The organism is Pseudarthrobacter sp. 01T43 (assembly GCF_056398665.1).
Genome location: NZ_JBFTPV010000012.1, coordinates 83,540 through 102,635 on the forward strand (window position 1 = coordinate 83,540; position 19,096 = coordinate 102,635).

Genomic DNA, 19,096 nt, shown 5'->3' on the forward strand with positions numbered 1-19,096 from the left:
CGTGGCCGCCTGTGCGTTCAAGTATGCGCCGTTAACTGACATGCGCACAGCATCAGGAGGGGGCCGCATCCCGGGTGCGGTCGTCGGCGTCGTAGTGGGCCGTTCCTCCTGCCGGACTTCGATCGATAGGATCAATCCGTGCTCCGACTAAAACGCCTTGCGGTTTTCTGCGTGTTCGCGATCTGCGTCATCACCGCGTTGTCCTTCTGGGCACTCCGGCAATCCGGCGCGGACGCCCGCGGGGCTCTTCCTCCTCCACGGGCGGAAGCGAAATTCGAGACGCTCGCCGCCGGCTTTACTCCCGCGGTGAATATCACTGGGAACGCTGATGCCCAGTGGCTCATCCATGCCGCTGCGCAGACTGGAATTCCCGCCCGGGCCCTTCGCGCGTACGTAGCGGCCGCCGGCGGGGCCAACCACTCCACCCCGGGGTGCGGAATCGGGTGGAACACGGTGGCGGCGATTGGTTTCGTCGAATCCGCTCACGGAGCTTTCGGCGGCGGAAGCCTGACTCCCGCGGGACAGGCGAGCGGACCGATTGTCGGCCCAAGTCTGGACGGCAACGGATTTGCCGCCATCGCTGATACAGACAACGGCGCCCTGGATGGCGATGCCCGCTGGGACCGTGCCGTCGGACCCATGCAGTTCATTCCCTCCACTTGGAAGCTTGCGGGGTTGGACGGGAACGGTGACGGAAAAGCAGATCCCTTCAACATCGACGATGCCGCCCTCAGCGCGGCCAGCTATTTATGCGCCAAGGGCCGTGACCTCACCACCGCGAACGGATGGATTGAGGCCATCTACTCCTACAACCAGTCCGACTCCTATGTGGACCAGGTACGCAACCGGGCCACCTCCTATGCCGAGAAGGTGGGCACCACCGGATGAGACCACCGGGCTAGTGACCCTCGCGCGGTTGAAGGGCTCGCGCGGTTGAGGGGCTCGCGCCGTTGAAGGGAACGGATTAGTCTGACGCGTATGGCACAGGCAGCCTCGCCCACACGCGCTTGGATCGGGACAATCGTCTTCCTTGCCCTGCGCCCGGCGTCGTAGCGGGCCTTATCCCATGGCTTATCTCCGGCTGGCGGCGGTATGACTGGGGCGGCGCGGTCTGGGTGGTCGTGCCGATCGCCTGGATCGCGATCGTTATCGGGGCGGCTTTCCTCCTGCACGCCTTCGCGCTGTTCGCCCTGCACCGAGGGACTCCTGCTCCGGTCGCGCCGACCGAAACGCTTGTGGTGACGGGGGTCTACCGATACGTGCGCAATCCGATGTACCTCGCGGTTCTCACCATCATCCTCGGCCAGGCGCTGCTGTTCGGCAGCTGGTGGCTCGTGCTCTATGCCGGGGTCGCCCTGGCGGCGGTGGTCGGGTTCGTGAGGGGCTATGAGGAACCGGCACTGACCCGTACCTACGGCAAGCAGTTCCTCGACTATCGGCGCAACGTCCCGGGGTGGTGGCCTCGTCAAGGACGACGTCGGCGACGTAGTAGGTGAGGGTGCTGTCGCCGCTGCCGGTGGTCGCCAGGAGTCATTCCGCAGTTGCAGTGCCGACGGGTTGCCTAGTGCGGCTGGCAGGAGGCAGGGTCCTGGCTGGTGCCGTCCTCGCTGGCGACTGTCACCGGGCAGAGCCGCAGTGCCACGTCCCGCAGTTCCTTGGGGTGGAACGGCTTTGTCAGGTAATCGGCAGCCCCCGAGGCCATGCCGGCCAGGATGTCATCCTGTTCGGACCGGGCCGTCAGGAACAGCAGGGGAGCGGTGCTCAGGCCGCGGATGGCGCGGGCAACCACGTGGCCGTCCATGTCAGGGAGGCCAAGATCCAGGGTGATGAGGGAAATGCCGGGGTCCGCTGCTGCCGCGATGCCATCCGCGCCAGTGGCAACTTCGCGCACGGCAAAGCCCGCACGGGTCAGAATGACGGTGATCAGCCCGCGGATATCGTCGTCGTCCTCAATGACGAGACAGACGTGTTGAGTTTCCATAAAAGCCCCCAGAGCCAGCTTCCCACCAGTGTACGGGCTGCGTCGGGGGAGAATCGCTACTATGACGCCTTCCGCACAACACCCGCAGCTTCTGACCGTGGGCCACGGAACCGCCAGCCAGGAGGACTTCAAGGAACTGCTTGCCACAGCTGGAGTCCAAGCCCTGGTTGATGTCCGCATCGCCCCCGGCAGCCGCAAGTTTCCGCATTTTGGCAAGGACTTGCTGGCGCAGTGGCTGCCCGCGGCCGGAGTGTCCTACCGCTGGGAGAAGAGGCTCGGCGGATTCCGCAAACTTCCGCCGGACTCCCCGGACGTGGCACTTCGCAACGATTCGTTCAGGGCTTACGCGGCGTACATGCGGACTCCCGAATTTTCACTCGCCCTTGACGAACTCCTGGCCCAGGGAGCAGAACAGACGGTGGCCGTCATGTGCAGCGAGACCGTGTGGTGGCGGTGTCATCGCCGGCTGATCGCGGACCACACGGTATTACTCGACCACGTGAACGTGCTGCACTTGATGACCGGTGGAAAGCTGATGCCCCACCTGCCCACCGTCGGTGTCCGGGTCAACGGGACCGAACTGGTTTACGACGCCGGGACGTAGCGCTGCCAGCGCCGCCGCCGTCTACTCGTCGTAGTGGGTCTCCGCCGGCCCCTGTCCGAGGGCGTTAACCACGGCCGCCGCCACCGTGTGCAGCTTGGAATTCCGGGTGCTGGACGCGGTCCTGAGGAGACCGAAGGCCTCCTGCTGGCTGCACCGGTTCTGGGCCATGATGATGCCAACTGCCATATCGATGACCGTGCGGCTCTCGAGGGTGGCGCGCAGGTGGGCAGCGGTCTCGCTGTAATCGGCGAAACGAACGGCCAGCCGCAGGGCAAGGGACGTTTGGCGGACAAAGTCCTCGGCGGTTTCCAGGTTGCGGCCCTCAAAGCGGCCGCTTTGGTGCGAGTACAGGAGCAGAGTGGCTTTGGTTTCCCCCTGCAGCTGGAAAGGAATGGCCAAGACTGACCGAATGCCGTGGCCCAGCACTGCTTCGGCGTATTCGGGCCAGCGATCCTCCTGGTCCAGATCGGGGACGTGGACAGTCAATTGGTCCTCGGCGGCGGTTAGGCCCGGGCTGTCGCTTGACTCGTATTCGATCTGGCTGATCACCTGGGCAGCATCGCCGCTGCTGGCCACGTTTGCGGCCTTGCGCTGGCGCAGAAGCGTGATGCCGCACAGCACTTCGTCACCGGGCTCGCACAGGTTGCGCGCTGATACGCGCGCGAGCTCCGTCAAAAACTCCACAACATCGGAGCTGTTGAGGAGTTCCTCATGCAGGTAATTGGTGATTGATATAGCTGTATTTGTTGTCGACTCGCCGGCCACGGTTCCTGGTGCCATTCGCTCAGGTCAAGACGATCCGGCAATACCGCCGCTCATCAAGCGCTGGCGGCTTGAGGGTGGCGGGGATCGCTGGATCGACGAACTGTCCAACGGCCTGCTGCTAAACCGTAACCAGAAGTATATACAGCTGTGGCCCTTGCAAACGTCACATTCCGGGCGTCTGCCGGGTGCCGCAAAGTACTTGGTTTTGGCCTTCCGCGGCGCCAGCCAAAACTGAGTACTTCTGCCCCAAACCAAGAAGTACCTTCCGTGGACGTTAACGAAAGTCCAGTACCGGTACGCGTTGTTTGCGGATTGGGCACCGTGAAGTATGAGCGTCAGCGATCAGCCGGAAGCAAGTTCCCATCGTGGTTCCCGATGGCTGTGCGTCTCACCCATCACTCTCTAACCCACCAATAGGAGTCTCAGCCATGCGCAAAATGACGAAGAAGAACAAGGTCCTGGCAGCTGCCGGTGCACTCGCCCTGGTAGCCGGCGGTGGCAGCGCTGCCTACGCCTACTGGACCACCACGGGTGCGGGCACCGGTACGGCCACCAACTCGACAGGCGGCGGAACAGTCGTCCTGCACGCCAACTTCGACGGCGGAATCACGCCGGGCGATTCCCGGGTAGTGACCTACACGGCTGACAATGCCGACCCGAACACCAGCACCAAGGTGGGGAAGCTGTCCGCTACGGTGAGCACCAGTATCGCAGGCTGCGATGCGGGCTGGTTTGACGTTTCTGCCGTCACCGATAACGTCACCGTCGCGAAGAACTCGACCAAGACAACGGTTGGTACCGGAGTTCTGACGTTCAACGACAGCGCCACGGCTGACCAGAGCGCCTGCAAGGGCGCGATCATCACCATCACCGTCGGCAGCATCTAAAGAAAACTTCGCCGGCGGGAAGGGTCAGAGACTTCCCGCCGGCGATTTCCACCTCCTCCCGCTCAGTTAGACCAAGCAAGAAGGGCTGAACGTGCAGAACGAATCTGGGTACTTCCGCACAATCATGCGAAGAACCACCACCGCAGCGAAGGTGCTGTTGGTGGGTCTTGTGGTGATGCTGGCTTCGGCGGGCACCATCTACGCGGCCAGCCAGGGCGGGAGCCAAGGCAACAAATCCAGCAACGTCACGATTCAGGTGAATCCCGCCAGCCGGTCAGTTGACCAGGGCGATTCCGTCACTTACACGCTGTCGCTGACCTCCACCAATGGGTTCAGTGGCAGCTTCACTCCGACAATTTCGGGTCTTCCGGACAGTACGACGGCGGCCTTCGCACCGACGCCGGTGACGCTAGCTTCCGGCAAGACCACTACCGTCACCCTGACGGTGGCAACGTCGGCCACCACCCCGGACGGCAAGGCGGACCTCACTATTGGGGGCACCGTTCCGGCCACGGCCGGCGTCAGCCAGCCCACCGCCGTCGTGGTTCAACTCCAGGTCAAAGCCTCTAACAAGACGTTCAGCATTTCCGGAAACCTCGGCACCCAGCTCACACCGGGAGCCACTGTCCCGCTGAATCTCGCAATAGCGAATCCCAACAATAAGAGCCTGGCCCTAAACAGCCTGTCCGTCTCGATCACAACCGTCACCAGGACGCCCGTTGCGGTGGCCGCGGGGCTGCCCTGCACGGCGGCAGACTACGTGGTGACGAATTATTCGGGCCAGTATCCGCTCAACGTTCCCGTCGGCTCCAGTTCGCTTCAATCGATCGGCATCGCTGCCGCGCTGTGGCCGCAAATCGCCATGCTGGACACCACAAAGAACCAGGACGGCTGCAAGGGCGCCACGCTCCAGTTCGCCTACTCCGGCGCAGGGCAGGGAAACTGACATGGCACTGAAGCACGAGAAAACAACACCCCGACGGCTGGCAGCCAAGACTGCGGCAGCAACCATCACCCTCTGCCTGCTAACGGGAGCCGGCGGTGCGTACGCCTACTGGGCCACAGTGGGTGCCGGATCCGGCGCCGCCACGAACGGCACCATGGCCACCGTCAGCGTGGAAGCCCTGGTTGCCGGCGACGGCCTGCGCAACACCCTTGTCCCGGGCGGCACCGCCGACGTTGCCGTCCGGGCGCTCAACCCCAACAGCTTTCCGGTGCAGGTCTACGCCATCCGCGGCAACGGCGCCGCCGCGGCCGACTCGAACCACCCTGGCTGCACCACCACCGGCGTCACGTTCGTTGACCCGGCGGTCCCGCTGGCGGTCAGTATTCCGGCGAACTCGTCCATCCTGATCGCCCTGCCGAACGCCGCCGCCATGTCCCTGGCCTCATCGTCGGGCTGCCAGGGCGCCACCTTCAGCCTGCCTGTCACCTTGGAGGCACGGAAATGAGCCGCATCACCCGAACCCGCATCACCCGAACCCGTATTGCGATCGCCGCCATGGCAGCCCTCGCCATATCGTTTGGAGGTCCCGCGGCCAACGCCTACTGGCAGACCCTCGGCAGCAACCCGGGGACTGCGAAGGCAGGTGCCATCGCAGCACTTGCGGCCCCGAACACGAAAACTGCGCCAGGAGGTGCCGCAGATGTCAGTTGGACTAAAGGCACGACGGCGGGCGGCCAGGCGGTCTCCGGCTACACCATTGACCGCTACTCGTCGGCGACCGGCGGGACAAAGGTTACCGCCGGACCAGGCTGCGCGGGAACTATCACCGCACTCAGCTGCACAGAGGCTAACCTGTCCGCCGGCACCTGGTACTACACGGTGACACCCGTGCTCGGCTCGTGGGTTGGGCCGGAGTCTGCGCGCAGCGGGGGAGTGGCAGTCGCTGACAGTACGGCACCCGACGCGCCAATTTTCGACCCGATACAGCCCGTGAACATAGCGACCACTTCCACTGTTTCCGTCGGCGGAACTGCTGAAGCCAATTCCTCCGTAACAGTCACTGTGAAGGATTCGGCTACCCCGCAACATTCGGCCCCGAGAACAGTGTCCGTAGGTGGCGACGGAAGATGGACGGTCACCAACTTTAACCTCTCGGGGCTCACTGACGGCGTCATTACCTACACGGCGACTGCCAAGGATGCGGCCGGCAACGTGAGTCCTCCAGTGTCGGTTCTATCAACCAAGGACATGGTGGCGCCCAAGGTCACAGCTGTCGCTCTATCGAATGGTCAGGGAACGCAAGCCATCTCTGACGCTGGCGACAAAGTCACGATAACGTTCTCTGAGCCGTTGCTTTCGTCGACAATTTGCGGTGGCTGGACGAGCCCCTCTGGCAGTCAGACGGTGAGCGGCACCCTAACGATCGTTTCGGTCGCCAAGGACAAAAACTCGCTGACATTCGCCAGCACCGACCCTGCTTGTCCTTCAGTCGCGTATGGAACGGTAGTGATCGACGGCACTTACACGGCCGGGGGTAACCTGACCTTCAGTTCGCTCCTGACCTGGAATCCCGGATTGTCACAACTAACTGTCACTCTCGGAGCTTTGACGGGTGGCACTCCGGTAACAAAGAACGGAAACGTCACGCCGACTTACACGCCAGCCCCCGGGCTGACGGATGTTGGCCGCAACCCGCTTCCGGTCGACGCGGTGCAAGGGTCAAACTCAAAGTTCTAACCACGACAGTCCAACGCCAGCCTCCCGTAGCACCTCCGGGAGGCTGGCGTTGTGCTGCCACTTGTGGGCAGAATGTAGCTCACGTTGGCGCTGCCGGCGGTGGACCCGAAATTAGCCGGCGTTGGCGCCGCGGAGGGACAGGCTATGACCAGACTGCTCATCATCGGGCCGCCCGGCTCCGGCAAGGGCACCCAGGCGGTTCACATCGCCAAGCATTTCAGCATCCCGACGGTATCCACGGGCGAAATCTTCAGGACCAATGTCAGCGAGGAAACACCGCTGGGCCTGGAAGCCGCGAAATACCTCGACGACGGCGCCTTTGTGCCCGACCATCTCACCAACGCATTAGTGAAGGACCGTCTCCGTGACGTCGATGTCCAGCCCGGGTTCCTGCTGGACGGTTACCCCCGCACTGCGCCCCAGGTAATGGAACTGGACAACATGCTTGCCTCGCTGGGCCACCGGCTCGACGCCGTTGTTGAGCTCCGCGCCCCGGACTCCGAACTGGAACAGCGGATGATCCAGCGGGCCAAGGAACAGGGCCGCAAGGATGACACGGTGGAGGTCTTCCGGCGCCGGCTGGATCTCTACCACCGCGAAACCCACGAAGTGGTGGCCGTCTACGCCGGCCGCGGCATGGTGGTTTCGGTCGACGGCAGCGGCGAGCCCCGTGCCATCACCGAACGTGCCATCGCCGCCGTCGAAAAGTTCCTAGCAGCAGGAGTAGCACCATGAGAATCGCAGTGACCGGCGGAAGCGGAAAACTGGGGCGGCATGTGGTCCGCAGGCTCACCGATGACGGCCACCAGGTGCTCAACCTTGACCGTACCGGAGAGAGGAACCCGGGCCTGGCCATCGTGGACCTGCGCAACTACGGCCAGGTCCTTGACGTTTTTCTCGGCCTGGATGACAGGCACAACGGCTTCGACGCCGTCGTCCACCTGGGCGCCATCCCTGCGCCCGGCATCATCCCGGATGCCGCGACGTTCGAGAACAACATGCTCTCCACCTACAACGTCTTCCAGGCGGCACGCCGCGCCGGGATCAAGAAGGTGGTGTACGCCTCCAGCGAGACGGTGCTGGGACTGCCGTTCGACGTCGACCCTCCTTACATTCCGGTGGACGAGGACTACCCGGCCCGGCCCGAAAGCACCTACTCGCTGGTCAAGCACCTCGAGGAGCAGATGGCCATTCAGCTGACACGCTGGGACCCGGAGCTGAGCATCACCGGCCTTCGGTTTTCGAACGTGATGGACATCGAGGACTACGACCGCTTCCCGGCGTTCGACGCCGATGCCACCGGGCGCAAGTGGAACCTGTGGGGCTACATCGACGGGCGCGACGGGGCGCAGGCGGTAGCCCGGGCCCTTGAACACGGAAAGCCGGGATTCGAGGCGTTCATCGTCGCGAACTCAGACACCGTGATGTCCCGTTCCAGCGCCAGCCTCGCCGCGGAGGTGTTCCCCGACGTCCGCGTGACCAAGGAACTGGCCGAACACGAGACCCTGCTGTCCATCGACAAGGCCAGGCGGCTGCTCGGATTCGAACCCGAACATTCTTGGCGCTCCTACCACTCGAACCGCACCACGCCCACGGAGGACTAAGCAGTCTGGGCAGTTCACCACAGGCTGGTTCTAACTGATCCGTGGGGAGGGGGAGTCCGACGGCGGCCGCTGGGGGGCGTCGTCGGGCTTTCCCGGTTGCCGGGACGAGTCCTGTGCAGCGTCAGGGTGGTGCTCGGACCAGATGTGGCCCACCTCCTCGGCGAACTGCTCCACAATCCTGCTCATGGCAGCGTGCGCTGCGCTGGCCTCGCCCCGCTGGATGGCACTCGCCACGTCCACGTGCAGCTGCAGTGCTTCGTGGTGCGGCAGCTGTGGCATCAGGCCGTGTTCCACCCGGCCGGTCAGGACCTCGGCCACCAGGTTCTGCAGCTGGGCGAACATGGCGTTGCCGGAAGCCTTGAGGACAGCGGCGTGGAACTCGACGTCCAGCCGGAGGAATTCTTCCTGCTCACCGCGCTGGCCAGCTGACCAGAGGCGCGCCGCGAGCGAGACCAGATCGCTGCCTGCATCCCAGGACGCCCGTTCGGCGGCGAGCCGTGCGGCCTGCGGCTCGATGGCGCCGCGGAGCTCGTTCAGCGCCTGAAGCTGCTCGAGGCGCCGGGATGAGGCGAGCCGCCAGCGGATCACCTGCGGGTCATAGAGGTTCCAGGCGTCTTCGGGCTGCACCACGGTGCCAAACCGGCGCCGGGAAGCCAGCATGCCTTTGGACGACAGGACCCTGGCAGCCTCCCGGACCACGGAGCGGGACACATTGTGCTGTGCCTCCAGCTCATCCAGGCGCACGATCGAGTTCGCTGCAAGGCGCCCATCCGCGATCGCCAGTCCCAGGCTCTGCACCAACGCAGCATGCCGGTCTGTAGGGGACTCCACCTTTGGGGTTCGCATGGATAAATCATACTGGTTGGCGAATGGGGTTGTTTAAGTCTGCCTTATTTACCTATGATCTTCCCCAGAGCAGATGTAAAGAGGCATTTGTATGTGGCTGGACAGTGACGTCAGCCCGGAACAAAAAAGGGGAGTCGTTATGAAGCGACGTTCAGTAGTGAAGTACGCGGCGGTTGCCGCCGCACTCTCGCTGGGGCTGACAGCCTGCGGCGGCAGCGGCAGCAGCGACGCCAAGCAATCGGGAACGGTCCGGGTGACGCTGGCCAACCACGTCTGGACCGAGGGCATCAAGGCAGCCATCCCCGAATTTGAGAAGTCCAGCGGCCTCAAGGTGGAGCTGACCCAGCTCGGCGAAGACCAGCTTTCAGACCAGTACAACGTCAAGCTCAACGCCGGCAGCGACGAGATCGACGTGATGATGTACCGTCCGCTCCAGGAGGGTAAGGCATTCGCAAAGAACGGCTACCTCGCGGACCTGACCAGCAAGGTTTCCTCGGATTCCAACTGGGACTGGAAGGACTACCAGGAGGGCCCGGTCAAGGCCACCACCGCTGACGGCAAAGTGGTGGGTGTCCCCATCATCACCGAGCGTGAGGTCCTGTACTACCGCAAGGACCTGCTGAAGGCCGCCGGCCTGGAAGTTCCCAAGACCATGGACGAACTGGAAGCCGCTGCAAAGACCATCAAGGCAGCCAACCCGGACACCGCCGGCTTTGTGGCCCGCACCGGCAAGTCCGCGGCCGTCACCCAGTTCTCCAGCTTCCTCTACAGCTTCGGCGGCGACTTCACCGATTCCAGCGGCAAGTCCACTATCAACTCGGATGCTGCCAAAAAGGCTTACTCCTTCTACGGCGGCCTGATCAAGAACTACGGCCCGGCCAACGTCAGCACCGACATGAGCTGGCCTGAGGCAATGGCAATCTTCACGCAGGGCAAGGCCGCCTTCTACACCGAGGCTGACTCGCTCTACAAGAACGCCACGGACCCGGCCAAGTCCAAGGTTGCCGACACGGTCGGGTTCGCTGCCCTGCCCGCCGGTCCCGCTGGTTCCAAGCCGTACAACATCCCGTCATGGGGCCTCGCCGTGAACCAGGCATCGGGCAACCAGGACAACGCCTGGAAGTTCATCCAGTGGGCCACGAGCAAGGAACGCACTCTGGCGGCACAGAAGGCCGGCGTCCCCGGTCCCCGCGCCTCCGTTTGGGCCAACTCCGAGGGCACGTCCACGTACCCGAAGGACCTTGCCGAAGCCATCGCGGTCAGCGCCGACAACGGCATCGGCCACGACCGTCCTGAGGTAGTCACCGTCGGCAAGGCACGCGAAATCGTCGGCGAGCCGATCGTTGCCAGCATCACCGGCGCCGACGCCGCCGCTGCGGCTGACTCGGCCCACGCTTCCTTCCAGAAGTTCCTGGACAGCGAAAAGAAATAGCACACCCTGTGCACCAACGCCGGCACCCCCGGCCCCGGTGCACCACAGAGCAGGGGCTGGAGGGCAGCGACGCTGCCCTCCAGTTCCCGCTGGCCTGGACCCTGTACCTGAGCCTCACCGATTCGCAAGGCTCCGTCCGGGCGGCCACCGAGTTCATCGGCCTCGAAAACTACATGACCGTCCTGTCCGACGTCGAACGCTTCTGGCCCGCGGTGGGCCGCACCCTGACCTTCACCGGCATTGCCCTGGTTTGCGAAGTAGCCCTCGGCATGGGCATCGCACTGCTGCTGTGGCGCCCGTTCCGCGGGGAAAAGTGGGTGCGCGTGGCCATCCTGCTGCCGCTCGTGGCAACCCCGGTGGCCGTGGGCATGATGTGGCGGCTGATCTTCGATCCCAACATCGGCTTCGCGAACCAGCTGCTCGCCGCTGTGGGCATTCCCGCCCAGCCCTGGCTGTCCGGCCAGGACACGGCGCTCGGCACCACCATCTTTATGGACGTGTGGCAATGGACCCCCATGGTGGTCCTCATTCTGCTGGCTGGCCTGACGTCCCTCTCCGAGGAGCCCGATGAGGCAGCCCGGATGGACGGCGCCAACGCGTTCCAGCGGTTCTTCTACATCACCCTGCCCCTCATGATGCCCACGGTGATTGTGGCCATCCTGCTCCGGGGCATCGACGCCCTGAAGACCTTCGACATCCTGTACGCAACCAAGGGCAAGGGCGGCGGGTCCTTCCACGAGGTGGAGACCCTGAACGTCTACGCCTACGGCCTGAGCTTTGACTACAACCAGTACGGACTGTCCTCTGCGGTGCTGATCCTGTTCTTCATGATCATCATCGGCTCCATGTGGCTGCTGACCATGCGCAAGAAAGCGGTAAGCAAATGACCGTCCTGAACGAAAACACCGTAAACCAGGCCTCTGCCGGGCGGCCCCTGCCGCTCCGCCGCCCCAAGAAACCCCTCGGAACCCGCGCCTACAAGGTCTTCCGTGTCGTAGCCCTGATCGCCGTGGTCCTGTTCCTGATCGCGCCCCTGATCTGGATGCTGCTCGCTTCGCTGAAAACCAATGTGGACATCTACGACACCGCCAAATCGTTCGTCTTCAGCCCCACTTTCGAGAACTACGCGAACGTCCTCCAGCGCAACAACTACTTCGTCTTCATCTTCAACAGCTTCTGGGTGGCGTTCGTCTCCACAGCCCTGTCGCTGGTGCTGGGTGTTCCGGCCGCGTACGCCATGAGCCGGTTCACCATGCACCGTTCAGCCCTCGTGGTCCTGATGGCCCGCGTCATCCCGGGCGTTTCGCTGCTGGTGCCCTGGTACTACGTGTTCTCCAACCTGAAAATGGTGGGCGGCTTCGAGGTGCTGATCCTCAGCCACATGTTCGTCGCGCTGCCTCTGATCGTGTACATCATGATGAGCTACTTCGACTCCCTCCCGCTGGAGTTGGAGGAATCGGCCCAGGTGGACGGACTGACCCCCATCGGCGCGTTCCAGCGCATCACGCTTCCGCTGTCCGTGGCCGGCATGGCCACCGCCGGTATCCTGTCCTTCATCTTTTCGTGGAACAACTTCATGTTCGCCCTGGTGCTGTCCGGGTCCAAGACCAAGACGCTGCCCGTGGCCATCTTCGACTTCGTCTCCTACGCCAGCATCGACTGGGGCGGACTCATGGCGGCCGCCACTGTGGTGACCATCCCCATCATGATCATTGCGCTCTTCACGCAGAAATACATCGTGTCCGGCATGACCGCCGGCGCTACTAAGGGCTAGGCCGCATGACAATCATCAGCAGAATCGAAACCTTCCTGGTCGCACCGCGGTGGCTTTTCGTCCGGATCGAGACCGAGAGCGGCATCGTCGGCTGGGGCGAGGCAACCTGCGAGGGCCGCAGCGAAACGGTGCGCACCGCCGTCGAACAGCTCTCCGAGTTGCTCATCGGCAACGACGCCCTCCGCATCGAGGACCACTGGCAGGTCATGACCAAGGGCTCCTTCTACCGGGGCGGGCCCATCCTGGCCAGCGCGGTCTCCGGGCTGGACCAGGCGTTATGGGACATCGCGGGCAAGCACTTCAACACCCCTGTGCACCAGCTCCTGGGCGGCCATGTCCGCGACAGGATCCGGATGTACGGCTGGGTGGGCGGGGACGAGCCCAACGAGGTTGCCGACCAGATCAGTGCCCAGCTGGAAGTGGGCCTCACCGCCGTCAAGATGAACGCCAGCGGCCGGATGAGCCCCGTCGCCTCAGTGGCAGAGCTCGACGGCGTGGTGCGGCGTGTTGCCGCAGCCCGCGAAGTTCTGGGGGACCACCGCGACGTCGCCGTGGACTTCCATGGCCGCTTCAGCCTGGCCAACGCCCGGCGTGTGGCACCGCTGCTGGAACCCTACCGGCCGTTCTTCCTCGAGGAACCGGTGGTGCCGGAAAACACGCACCTGCTGCGCGAATTCACCTCGTCCACCACCACGCCGGTCTCCACCGGCGAGCGGCTCTACAACCGGCAGGAATTCCTGCCCGCATTGCAGGCGGGCATCGCCGTGGCCCAGCCGGACCTGTCCCACGCCGGCGGCATCACCGAGGTGCGCAAGATCGCCTCGCTGGCCGAAATCTACGACGTGCAGCTGGCTCCGCACTGCCCCCTCGGCCCGCTGGCCCTGGCCGCGTGCCTGCAGGTTGGCTTCGCAACCCCCAACTTCCTGATCCAGGAACAAAGCATCGGCATCCACTACAACAAGGGCGCAGAAGTCCTGGATTATGTGGTGGACAAAACGCCGCTGAAGTTCGTGGACGGCCACATTGAACGGCTGACCGGACCCGGGCTCGGCATCGAAATCGACGAAGCGGTGGTCCGTGCCGCGGACAAGCGCGGCCACGCCTGGCGCGGGCCCGTCTGGCGCCACGCGGACGGAGCCTTCGCAGAATGGTGAACACCATGACTGACAGCAGCAACACCCCTGAAGGCCTCCTGGCCGGAATCAAAGAGGCCCGCCTCGTGGCTATCGTCCGCGGCACAAACGGCGGTGCCGCTGCCAAAGCGGCACTCGCCGCGATGGACGAAGGTTTCCGGTTCGTCGAGATCGCGCTGACCACGCCCGGTGCCCTCGAAGCAATCCGCGAGGTCCGCACCGCGGCCCCGGACGGCTGCTACGTCGGCGGCGGAACCGTGCTGACCGTCCAGGACGTGGACAACGTGGCCGAGGCCGGCGGCCAGTTCATGGTGACGCCGGCCCTGGCCGCATCAATCGCCGAGTCCGCACGGCAGGGGATTCCGGTCCTGGCCGGTGCACTGACCCCCAGCGAGGCGTACGAAGCCATGAACCGCGGCGCCACCGCGGTCAAACTCTTCCCCGCTTCCATCGGCGGCCCCGGTTACCTCAAGGCACTGCGCGATCCTTTTCCCGAAATCCCGTTCATCCCGGTGGGCGGAGTGGGCCTCGACGAAGCAGCAGGCTACTGGGAAACCGGCGCGATCGCCGTCGGTCTCGGCGGACCGCTGTTCGGGAACGCAGGCTCCGGGGGTGACCTCGCCCCCATGCGGGAGCGGGCACGCGCGTTTGTTGATTTGGCGGAAGCCTTCAAACGGCGATCTGCCGCAGCAGGCGTGCGGTGAGTGCCGCCGTCGACCTTTTGACCTTCGGCGAGTCCATGGTCTCGCTGCGCTCGGCCGGGCCGCTGTCTGCCGGCGGCAGCCTGGCCATGCACGTGGCCGGGGCGGAATCGAACGTTGCCGTAGGGGTTGCCCGCCTGGGCCACAGCGTCAGCTGGGCCGGTGTTGTTGGCGCGGATCCACAGGGTGAGTTCATCCTGCGGCAGCTGCGCTCCGAGGGGATCCAGGTGCAGCACCGGCTGGACAAGGTCCGGAGCACGGGCGTCATGTTCCTCGAGCAGCGGACCGCTGACCTGACCCGGGCGTTCTACTACCGTGCCGGTTCTGCGGGCTCTACGCTCAGCCGGGACGACGTTGATCTTGCCCTGAACGCCGGCCCGCGCGTCCTGCACCTGACCGGCATCGCCGCCGCCCTCAGCCCGGAAGCCCGGGCTGCGCTGGAGTACGCCGCGGAGCGTGCCGCGGCAGAGGGCGTGGTGGTCTCCCTCGACGTGAACTACCGCAGCAAGCTCTGGACCCGGGATGAGGCGCGCGCCGTGCTGGCCCCCATCGCCCGGCACGCGGACATCCTGATAGCGTCCGATGACGAACTGGACCTTGCAGCGTCCGCCGCCTCGGGTGGTGACACCCCGGGTGGTGCCAAGTCCGACGACGCCGAGACCGCCCTTGCCGCGGAGCTCCTTGGCCGCGGGGTCACCGAAGTGGTGGTCAAGCGGGGCGCCGCCGGCGCCGGCGTCCACACCGCCGCCGGACGGTTCGAGGCACCCGCCATCACCGTGACCAGCATCGATACTGTTGGTGCCGGCGATGCATTCACGGCCGGCTACCTCTCCGCCTTGCTCGACGGCGGCGACGTACCCGCTCGGCTGGAGCGCGGGACCGTGATGGGGGCTTTTGCCGTCAGCACCGCCGGGGACTGGGAGGGACTTCCCGGCCGGGACGAACTGGCGATCCTTGCAGCGACCCAGAGCGGCGCCACCGTCCGCTGACGGCTTGACCGGGCATAAAGCCGGGGGCTCGCGTCAGATGTCTGTGCTGAGGCTGAGGTCCCGCCACGTGTCCAGCTCGGTGCGTTCTGCCTCGGCGACGGCAGCAAACGCGCCGAAAGCGTCTGTGCCGAGCACCAGCAATGACGGCGGGTCCGGGCTTTCGGCGACTGCAATGATGGCTTCAGCTGCTTTGGCCGGGTCGCCCGGCTGGGTGCCGTGCACCGTGTCGTTCTCCTTGCGGCGCTTACCCGCCGTCTCCGCGTAGTCCTCGATCGGCTTCGCGGACTGGGTGAGGGAGCGGCCGGCGAAATCGGTGCGGAATGCGCCGGGTTCCACAACGGTGACGCTGATCCCGAGCGGCTGCAGCTCCTTGTGGAGGGAACCGGACAGGCCTTCCAGGGCCGCTTTGGTTGCGGAGTAGTATCCGGACCCGGCCGGTTTGATGCGGGCTCCGATGGACGAGATGTTCACGATGGACCCGGACTTTTGCGCACGCATGTCCGGAAGGACTGCCTTGATCATGTCCACAGTGCCGAAAACGTTCGTGTCGAACAGTTGCCGGATGTCGGCGTCGTCCGCTTCTTCAACCGCGGCGCGGTAGCCGTAGCCCGCATTGTTGACGAGCACGTCGATCCCGCCGAAGCGGGCCTTAGCCTGTTCGACAGCCGAGGTGATCTGCGCCCGATCGGTGACGTCCAGAGGCAGTGCCAATGCAGTGTCCGGGTAGGCGGTTGTGAGGTCTTCCACCGTGTCGGAATGGCGGGCGGTGACGACGGCGTTATGGCCGCGGGCGAGCACGGCTTGGGCGAGTGCGCGGCCGAGTCCGGTCGAGCAGCCTGTGATGAGCCAGGTGGCCATGGTTTATTTCCTTTCGGGAGTGACGCGGCAGTCCGCATGTTCCGTTCACTAGCCAACCGCACATCTCCCAGCTCCGGTAGTGCCTGCTGATACAGGTACTGCCAGGTCCACCCACGCTGCCTCAGGTGAGGACTTCGAACTCAGTACGCCCGTGCCGGACACCGTTGACCTGGAGTTCCAGGGCGTGCAGTCCAGGGTGGTGCACCCGGGTGGTCATCGGTTTGAAGGCGTGGCGCTTGGCCAGGGTCCTGGTCTCGCCCGCAGAAAGCGTCAGTGCGGTCAGTTTGAAGATCTTCACGGACTGGCTGCCGTTGGCTTTGCGGTAGTGGACGGCGTAATCCACCGCCAGTTGGGCATCCGCTGTGCCGGTATTGGAGATCTCGAATTCGAACCCGAGGTCTTCCGGCATCGCCACCACCTGCCGGTCCAGGCGAAGTGCCGTGACAGCCACCGACGCCGGCGCGAACTCCTGGAGCGCCAGCGCGTCCGGATGGCCTTTCTTGATCAGGGTCCGGAGTCCGTGCCTCACCACCCAGGCAGTATTGGCATCCGGGGCAGCCAGCCAGCCTGCCGCCGTCGCAACCACCGACTCCGGGGAATGGCGGGCCACGTCGTTGAGGTGGTTGGCAACTGACCTGCGAACGTACTCGGAAGGGTCCCGGTAGAGGGCGTTGAGGATGGGCAGCGTTGCTTCCGGCCGCTGGACCAAAGCGGGGACCCGCACCGCCCACGGGAGGTAGGCGCGGGTGCCTTCGGAAGCCAGGCGGCGGACGTGTTCATCGGGGTGCGATGTCCACCCGAGGATGGCCCGCAGGGCGGTGTCGGGATCCCGGGCGATGAGTCGCCGGATGGCAAACTCACCGGTGAGCCGAGGGGTCAGCTCGGCCAGGAGCGCCAGGCAGTCCGTGAAGGCCGCTGAGCTCTCCGATTCCAGTGCCAAGGTCACGGCTGCCTCGGAAACGGGCCACAGGATCCAGCCCGTAAAACCAGGGTTGTCCAGCGCGCCGCGGAAGACGCCGGCCGCCGTCGAATAATCACTGCCCGGGACCTGCCGGAAATCGGCCAGGAGCGCACCGCAGACCTGGTCGGTCCTTCCGCGCAGACTGAGTTCGTCGAGCGTTGTTGCTGCCACGGCCACGTTGGGCCACGGGGTGCCAGGTGCCGCCCCGCCCAGAATGCCAGCGAGGGCTTCAACATTCCGGCGGTTGATCAGTTCGTTCATCGCACCCATCCGGTCAGGCTACAGGGATAGTCTTCTTCTCAAGGAAATCCAACGGCGCAGGGACGGAAGTCGGACGTGGCAGAGCAGGCAGGGCAAGGAAGATCAGGGAACGGCCCCCATTGGTGGCGCATCTTCCATGACAAGTTCGTGGTGGAAGAACGCTTTATGGAGCCTGAGGCGCGCAGGGGGCTCTACCGCGCGGCGGTGATCCTGATGGGAGTGGGCGCCCTCGTATTTATCGTCACGTTGGTGGGGGTGGTGCAAAGCGGTACCGGGCCGTGGGGACCGGACGAACCGATCCGGGAATGGCTGGTCGGCATCCGTTCAGAGACCCTCACCGGCGTGATGATCTTCATCGCCGTGGTCTTCGGTCCCATTGCCCTGCCCATCATCGTGCTGGTGGTCACGGTGGCGTGGGGGCTCGCGGCGAAGCACGCCTGGCGGCCGATTGCCCTGGCTGCCGCGATGCTCACGGGCGTGATCGTTTCCCAGATCATCCTGCAGATCGTGGAGCGGTCCCGGCCGCCGGTGGAGCTCATGCTTTTTGGCGCCGACCACACGTTCTCGTTCCCTTCGGGCCACGTCCTGGGGGCTTGCGACTTCCTGCTGGTGGGAACGTTCCTTGTCTTCTCGCGGCGGGATAACCCACGGTCTGCCGTTCTGGGCTTTGTAGGGGCGGGAGTCGGCATCGTGCTTGCCATTCTGAGCCGGCTTTACCTCGGCTACCACTGGTTCAGCGACACTCTCGCTTCGCTGTCCCTGGCGCTCGTCATCCTGGGCGCCTGCATCGCCCTGGACACCTGGCGGACCGCCCGGGTCCCCGGCGAACGAATCACGGGCCAGCTCTCCAAAGCGGACGCTCCGGACTAGGGGCGGCTGGCTGCCATGGCCAACGAGGCAGATGTCCGCCGCATATGCCGCGCACTGCCCGGCGTCACCGAACGCAGCAGCTGGGGCCAGCCTGCCTGGTTCGCGAAGGCGCTCATGGCCCGGATGTGGGAGGACGGCGTGCTGACTGCCAAGACCACGGAGCGGGAGGCGCTGGCCGGCACGGATGCCGAGACGTATTTCTGGACCCCGCATCACGAGCGGTCACCCCGGTTGGTGCTGGTGCGGCTGGCGCGGATCGGTACAGAAGACCTGACGGAACTGCTTGAGGAGTCTTACAGGCTGGCGGGTGGCCGCGGAACCTGACCGGCCGACGTCGGGCGGTTTCCGGGAGCGCTACTGCTCTGGGAGTGAGCGTGCCGCTTGAGGGCGCGGACCAATTTGGCGTTGGCGGCCTCCAGTTCCAGGACCTTTGAGACCCCGGCCAGGTTGAGGCCTTGCGCCAGCAAATCACCGATGTGCAGGAGCACGGCGACGTCGGCGTCACTGTATTGCCGTGTTCCGCCGGACGTTCGGGCAGGCGTGAGCAGTCCACGCGTCTCGTAGAGGCGGATGTTCTGCTGGCCCGTCCCGGCCAGTTGGGCGGCCACGGAGATGGCGTAGAGTGCCCGCCCGGCCCGGGCCTGCGGTGCACGTCCGGAGGTCGGTTCGCTCATCTCTACTCCCAAAAATTCCGGCCGAAACGTCTTGCCTCAGTTTCGCACGGGTGCTATAAAAAATCTATGTCCA

At 64.8% G+C, this 19,096-nt stretch carries 23 protein-coding genes; 17 read left to right on the forward strand and 6 right to left on the reverse strand.

The features are described from left to right. The first annotated feature begins 138 nt into the window (after positions 1 to 138). Positions 139 to 888, forward strand: a complete 750-nt coding sequence (locus AC1DIM_RS12530) for a lytic transglycosylase domain-containing protein (RefSeq protein ID WP_477710817.1) — start codon at positions 139 to 141, stop codon at positions 886 to 888. 119 nt (positions 889 to 1,007) lie between these two features. After that, on the forward strand, positions 1,008 to 1,496 hold the full coding sequence (locus AC1DIM_RS12535; RefSeq protein ID WP_477710818.1) for a methyltransferase family protein: 489 nt from the start codon (positions 1,008 to 1,010) through the stop codon (positions 1,494 to 1,496). 65 nt (positions 1,497 to 1,561) lie between these two features. Here AC1DIM_RS12535 and AC1DIM_RS12540 read toward each other — a convergent pair whose 3' ends face one another. Next, complete coding sequence (locus AC1DIM_RS12540) at positions 1,562 to 1,981, reverse strand: response regulator transcription factor (protein WP_477710819.1); 420 nt, start codon at positions 1,979 to 1,981, stop codon at positions 1,562 to 1,564. 61 nt (positions 1,982 to 2,042) lie between these two features. Between AC1DIM_RS12540 and AC1DIM_RS12545 the strand changes: the two genes are divergently transcribed. Beyond that, on the forward strand, positions 2,043 to 2,585 hold the full coding sequence (locus AC1DIM_RS12545; RefSeq protein WP_477710820.1) for a DUF488 domain-containing protein: 543 nt from the start codon (positions 2,043 to 2,045) through the stop codon (positions 2,583 to 2,585). 21 nt (positions 2,586 to 2,606) lie between these two features. Here AC1DIM_RS12545 and AC1DIM_RS12550 read toward each other — a convergent pair whose 3' ends face one another. Beyond that, on the reverse strand, positions 2,607 to 3,350 hold the full coding sequence (locus AC1DIM_RS12550) for an ANTAR domain-containing protein (protein WP_477710849.1): 744 nt from the start codon (positions 3,348 to 3,350) through the stop codon (positions 2,607 to 2,609). A 428-nt stretch (positions 3,351 to 3,778) separates the two neighbouring features. Here AC1DIM_RS12550 and AC1DIM_RS12555 point away from each other — a divergent pair, with 428 nt between their 5' ends. The 6 genes from AC1DIM_RS12555 (at position 3,779) to AC1DIM_RS12580 (ending at position 8,524) form a co-directional block, all read left to right on the forward strand. After that, positions 3,779 to 4,237, forward strand: a complete 459-nt coding sequence (locus AC1DIM_RS12555) for a hypothetical protein (protein ID WP_477710821.1) — start codon at positions 3,779 to 3,781, stop codon at positions 4,235 to 4,237. Positions 4,238 to 4,328: 91 nt separating this feature from the next. Then, positions 4,329 to 5,183 (forward strand): hypothetical protein, encoded by an 855-nt coding sequence (locus AC1DIM_RS12560; RefSeq protein ID WP_477710822.1) that lies wholly within the window; start codon positions 4,329 to 4,331, stop codon positions 5,181 to 5,183. Between the two features lies 1 nt (position 5,184). Then, positions 5,185 to 5,688, forward strand: coding sequence for a hypothetical protein (locus AC1DIM_RS12565; RefSeq protein WP_477710823.1), 504 nt, complete (start codon positions 5,185 to 5,187; stop codon positions 5,686 to 5,688). After that, on the forward strand, positions 5,685 to 6,920 hold the full coding sequence (locus AC1DIM_RS12570; RefSeq protein WP_477710824.1) for a hypothetical protein: 1,236 nt from the start codon (positions 5,685 to 5,687) through the stop codon (positions 6,918 to 6,920). Before AC1DIM_RS12565 ends, AC1DIM_RS12570 begins: the two co-directional genes overlap by 4 nt. A gap of 144 nt (positions 6,921 to 7,064) precedes the next feature. Beyond that, positions 7,065 to 7,655: an adenylate kinase gene (locus tag AC1DIM_RS12575; RefSeq protein ID WP_477710825.1), complete on the forward strand. Its 591-nt coding sequence runs from the start codon at positions 7,065 to 7,067 to the stop codon at positions 7,653 to 7,655. Beyond that, positions 7,652 to 8,524 (forward strand): NAD-dependent epimerase/dehydratase family protein, encoded by an 873-nt coding sequence (locus tag AC1DIM_RS12580; protein WP_477710826.1) that lies wholly within the window; start codon positions 7,652 to 7,654, stop codon positions 8,522 to 8,524. Before AC1DIM_RS12575 ends, AC1DIM_RS12580 begins: the two co-directional genes overlap by 4 nt. 30 nt (positions 8,525 to 8,554) lie before the next feature. On the opposite strand, the gene AC1DIM_RS12585 is transcribed toward AC1DIM_RS12580, so the two are convergent. After that, positions 8,555 to 9,370, reverse strand: coding sequence for a FadR/GntR family transcriptional regulator (locus AC1DIM_RS12585; protein ID WP_477710827.1), 816 nt, complete (start codon positions 9,368 to 9,370; stop codon positions 8,555 to 8,557). 139 nt (positions 9,371 to 9,509) lie between these two features. Between AC1DIM_RS12585 and AC1DIM_RS12590 the strand changes: the two genes are divergently transcribed. From AC1DIM_RS12590 to AC1DIM_RS12615, 6 genes are read left to right on the forward strand one after another with little or no spacing between them, the layout of a single operon-like run. Further along, positions 9,510 to 10,802: an ABC transporter substrate-binding protein gene (locus AC1DIM_RS12590; RefSeq protein ID WP_477710828.1), complete on the forward strand. Its 1,293-nt coding sequence runs from the start codon at positions 9,510 to 9,512 to the stop codon at positions 10,800 to 10,802. Between the two features lie 8 nt (positions 10,803 to 10,810). Then, positions 10,811 to 11,689: a carbohydrate ABC transporter permease gene (locus AC1DIM_RS12595; RefSeq protein ID WP_477710829.1), complete on the forward strand. Its 879-nt coding sequence runs from the start codon at positions 10,811 to 10,813 to the stop codon at positions 11,687 to 11,689. After that, positions 11,686 to 12,576 carry a carbohydrate ABC transporter permease gene (locus tag AC1DIM_RS12600; protein ID WP_477710830.1) on the forward strand — a complete coding sequence of 297 codons (891 nt, stop codon included), beginning with the start codon at positions 11,686 to 11,688 and terminating at the stop codon, positions 12,574 to 12,576. Before AC1DIM_RS12595 ends, AC1DIM_RS12600 begins: the two co-directional genes overlap by 4 nt. Positions 12,577 to 12,581: 5 nt before the next feature. Beyond that, complete coding sequence (gene dgoD / locus AC1DIM_RS12605) at positions 12,582 to 13,730, forward strand: galactonate dehydratase (protein ID WP_477710831.1); 1,149 nt, start codon at positions 12,582 to 12,584, stop codon at positions 13,728 to 13,730. Between the two features lie 5 nt (positions 13,731 to 13,735). Beyond that, positions 13,736 to 14,413 carry a bifunctional 4-hydroxy-2-oxoglutarate aldolase/2-dehydro-3-deoxy-phosphogluconate aldolase gene (locus AC1DIM_RS12610; protein WP_477710832.1) on the forward strand — a complete coding sequence of 226 codons (678 nt, stop codon included), beginning with the start codon at positions 13,736 to 13,738 and terminating at the stop codon, positions 14,411 to 14,413. After that, the gene (locus AC1DIM_RS12615; RefSeq protein WP_477710833.1) at positions 14,410 to 15,399 is read left to right on the forward strand and encodes a sugar kinase; all 990 of its coding nucleotides are present in this window, start codon (positions 14,410 to 14,412) and stop codon (positions 15,397 to 15,399) included. The genes AC1DIM_RS12610 and AC1DIM_RS12615 overlap by 4 nt, the downstream gene beginning before the upstream one ends. A gap of 33 nt (positions 15,400 to 15,432) precedes the next feature. Here AC1DIM_RS12615 and AC1DIM_RS12620 read toward each other — a convergent pair whose 3' ends face one another. Together AC1DIM_RS12620 and AC1DIM_RS12625 are read right to left on the reverse strand one after the other, a co-directional pair. Next, positions 15,433 to 16,257: an oxidoreductase gene (locus tag AC1DIM_RS12620; RefSeq protein ID WP_477710834.1), complete on the reverse strand. Its 825-nt coding sequence runs from the start codon at positions 16,255 to 16,257 to the stop codon at positions 15,433 to 15,435. Between the two features lie 121 nt (positions 16,258 to 16,378). After that, positions 16,379 to 17,488 carry a DNA alkylation repair protein gene (locus AC1DIM_RS12625; RefSeq protein ID WP_477710835.1) on the reverse strand — a complete coding sequence of 370 codons (1,110 nt, stop codon included), beginning with the start codon at positions 17,486 to 17,488 and terminating at the stop codon, positions 16,379 to 16,381. Positions 17,489 to 17,554: 66 nt separating this feature from the next. Between AC1DIM_RS12625 and AC1DIM_RS12630 the strand changes: the two genes are divergently transcribed. Together AC1DIM_RS12630 and AC1DIM_RS12635 are read left to right on the forward strand one after the other, a co-directional pair. Then, entirely contained in the window at positions 17,555 to 18,349 is a 795-nt protein-coding gene (locus AC1DIM_RS12630) for a phosphatase PAP2 family protein (RefSeq protein ID WP_477710836.1), read from the forward strand. Between the two features lie 15 nt (positions 18,350 to 18,364). Next, entirely contained in the window at positions 18,365 to 18,673 is a 309-nt protein-coding gene (locus AC1DIM_RS12635) for an MmcQ/YjbR family DNA-binding protein (RefSeq protein WP_477710837.1), read from the forward strand. Here the strand turns inward: AC1DIM_RS12635 and AC1DIM_RS12640 are convergent. Further along, positions 18,643 to 19,023, reverse strand: a complete 381-nt coding sequence (locus tag AC1DIM_RS12640) for a MerR family transcriptional regulator (protein WP_477710838.1) — start codon at positions 19,021 to 19,023, stop codon at positions 18,643 to 18,645. The two genes, AC1DIM_RS12635 and AC1DIM_RS12640, sit on opposite strands and share 31 nt — an antisense overlap. Positions 19,024 to 19,096: the final 73 nt, after the last annotated feature.

Coding starts and splice junctions, on each gene's coding strand:
- AC1DIM_RS12540 (WP_477710819.1), bottom strand. CDS start 1,981: ATGGAAACTCAACACGTCTGTCTCGTCATTGAGGACGACGACGATATC.
- AC1DIM_RS12545 (WP_477710820.1), top strand. CDS start 2,043: ATGACGCCTTCCGCACAACACCCGCAGCTTCTGACCGTGGGCCACGGA.
- AC1DIM_RS12555 (WP_477710821.1), top strand. CDS start 3,779: ATGCGCAAAATGACGAAGAAGAACAAGGTCCTGGCAGCTGCCGGTGCA.
- AC1DIM_RS12565 (WP_477710823.1), top strand. CDS start 5,185: ATGGCACTGAAGCACGAGAAAACAACACCCCGACGGCTGGCAGCCAAG.
- AC1DIM_RS12570 (WP_477710824.1), top strand. CDS start 5,685: ATGAGCCGCATCACCCGAACCCGCATCACCCGAACCCGTATTGCGATC.
- AC1DIM_RS12575 (WP_477710825.1), top strand. CDS start 7,065: ATGACCAGACTGCTCATCATCGGGCCGCCCGGCTCCGGCAAGGGCACC.
- AC1DIM_RS12580 (WP_477710826.1), top strand. CDS start 7,652: ATGAGAATCGCAGTGACCGGCGGAAGCGGAAAACTGGGGCGGCATGTG.
- AC1DIM_RS12585 (WP_477710827.1), bottom strand. CDS start 9,370: ATGCGAACCCCAAAGGTGGAGTCCCCTACAGACCGGCATGCTGCGTTG.
- AC1DIM_RS12590 (WP_477710828.1), top strand. CDS start 9,510: ATGAAGCGACGTTCAGTAGTGAAGTACGCGGCGGTTGCCGCCGCACTC.
- AC1DIM_RS12600 (WP_477710830.1), top strand. CDS start 11,686: ATGACCGTCCTGAACGAAAACACCGTAAACCAGGCCTCTGCCGGGCGG.
- dgoD (WP_477710831.1), top strand. CDS start 12,582: ATGACAATCATCAGCAGAATCGAAACCTTCCTGGTCGCACCGCGGTGG.
- AC1DIM_RS12610 (WP_477710832.1), top strand. CDS start 13,736: ATGACTGACAGCAGCAACACCCCTGAAGGCCTCCTGGCCGGAATCAAA.
- AC1DIM_RS12620 (WP_477710834.1), bottom strand. CDS start 16,257: ATGGCCACCTGGCTCATCACAGGCTGCTCGACCGGACTCGGCCGCGCA.
- AC1DIM_RS12625 (WP_477710835.1), bottom strand. CDS start 17,488: ATGGGTGCGATGAACGAACTGATCAACCGCCGGAATGTTGAAGCCCTC.
- AC1DIM_RS12635 (WP_477710837.1), top strand. CDS start 18,365: ATGGCCAACGAGGCAGATGTCCGCCGCATATGCCGCGCACTGCCCGGC.
- AC1DIM_RS12640 (WP_477710838.1), bottom strand. CDS start 19,023: ATGAGCGAACCGACCTCCGGACGTGCACCGCAGGCCCGGGCCGGGCGG.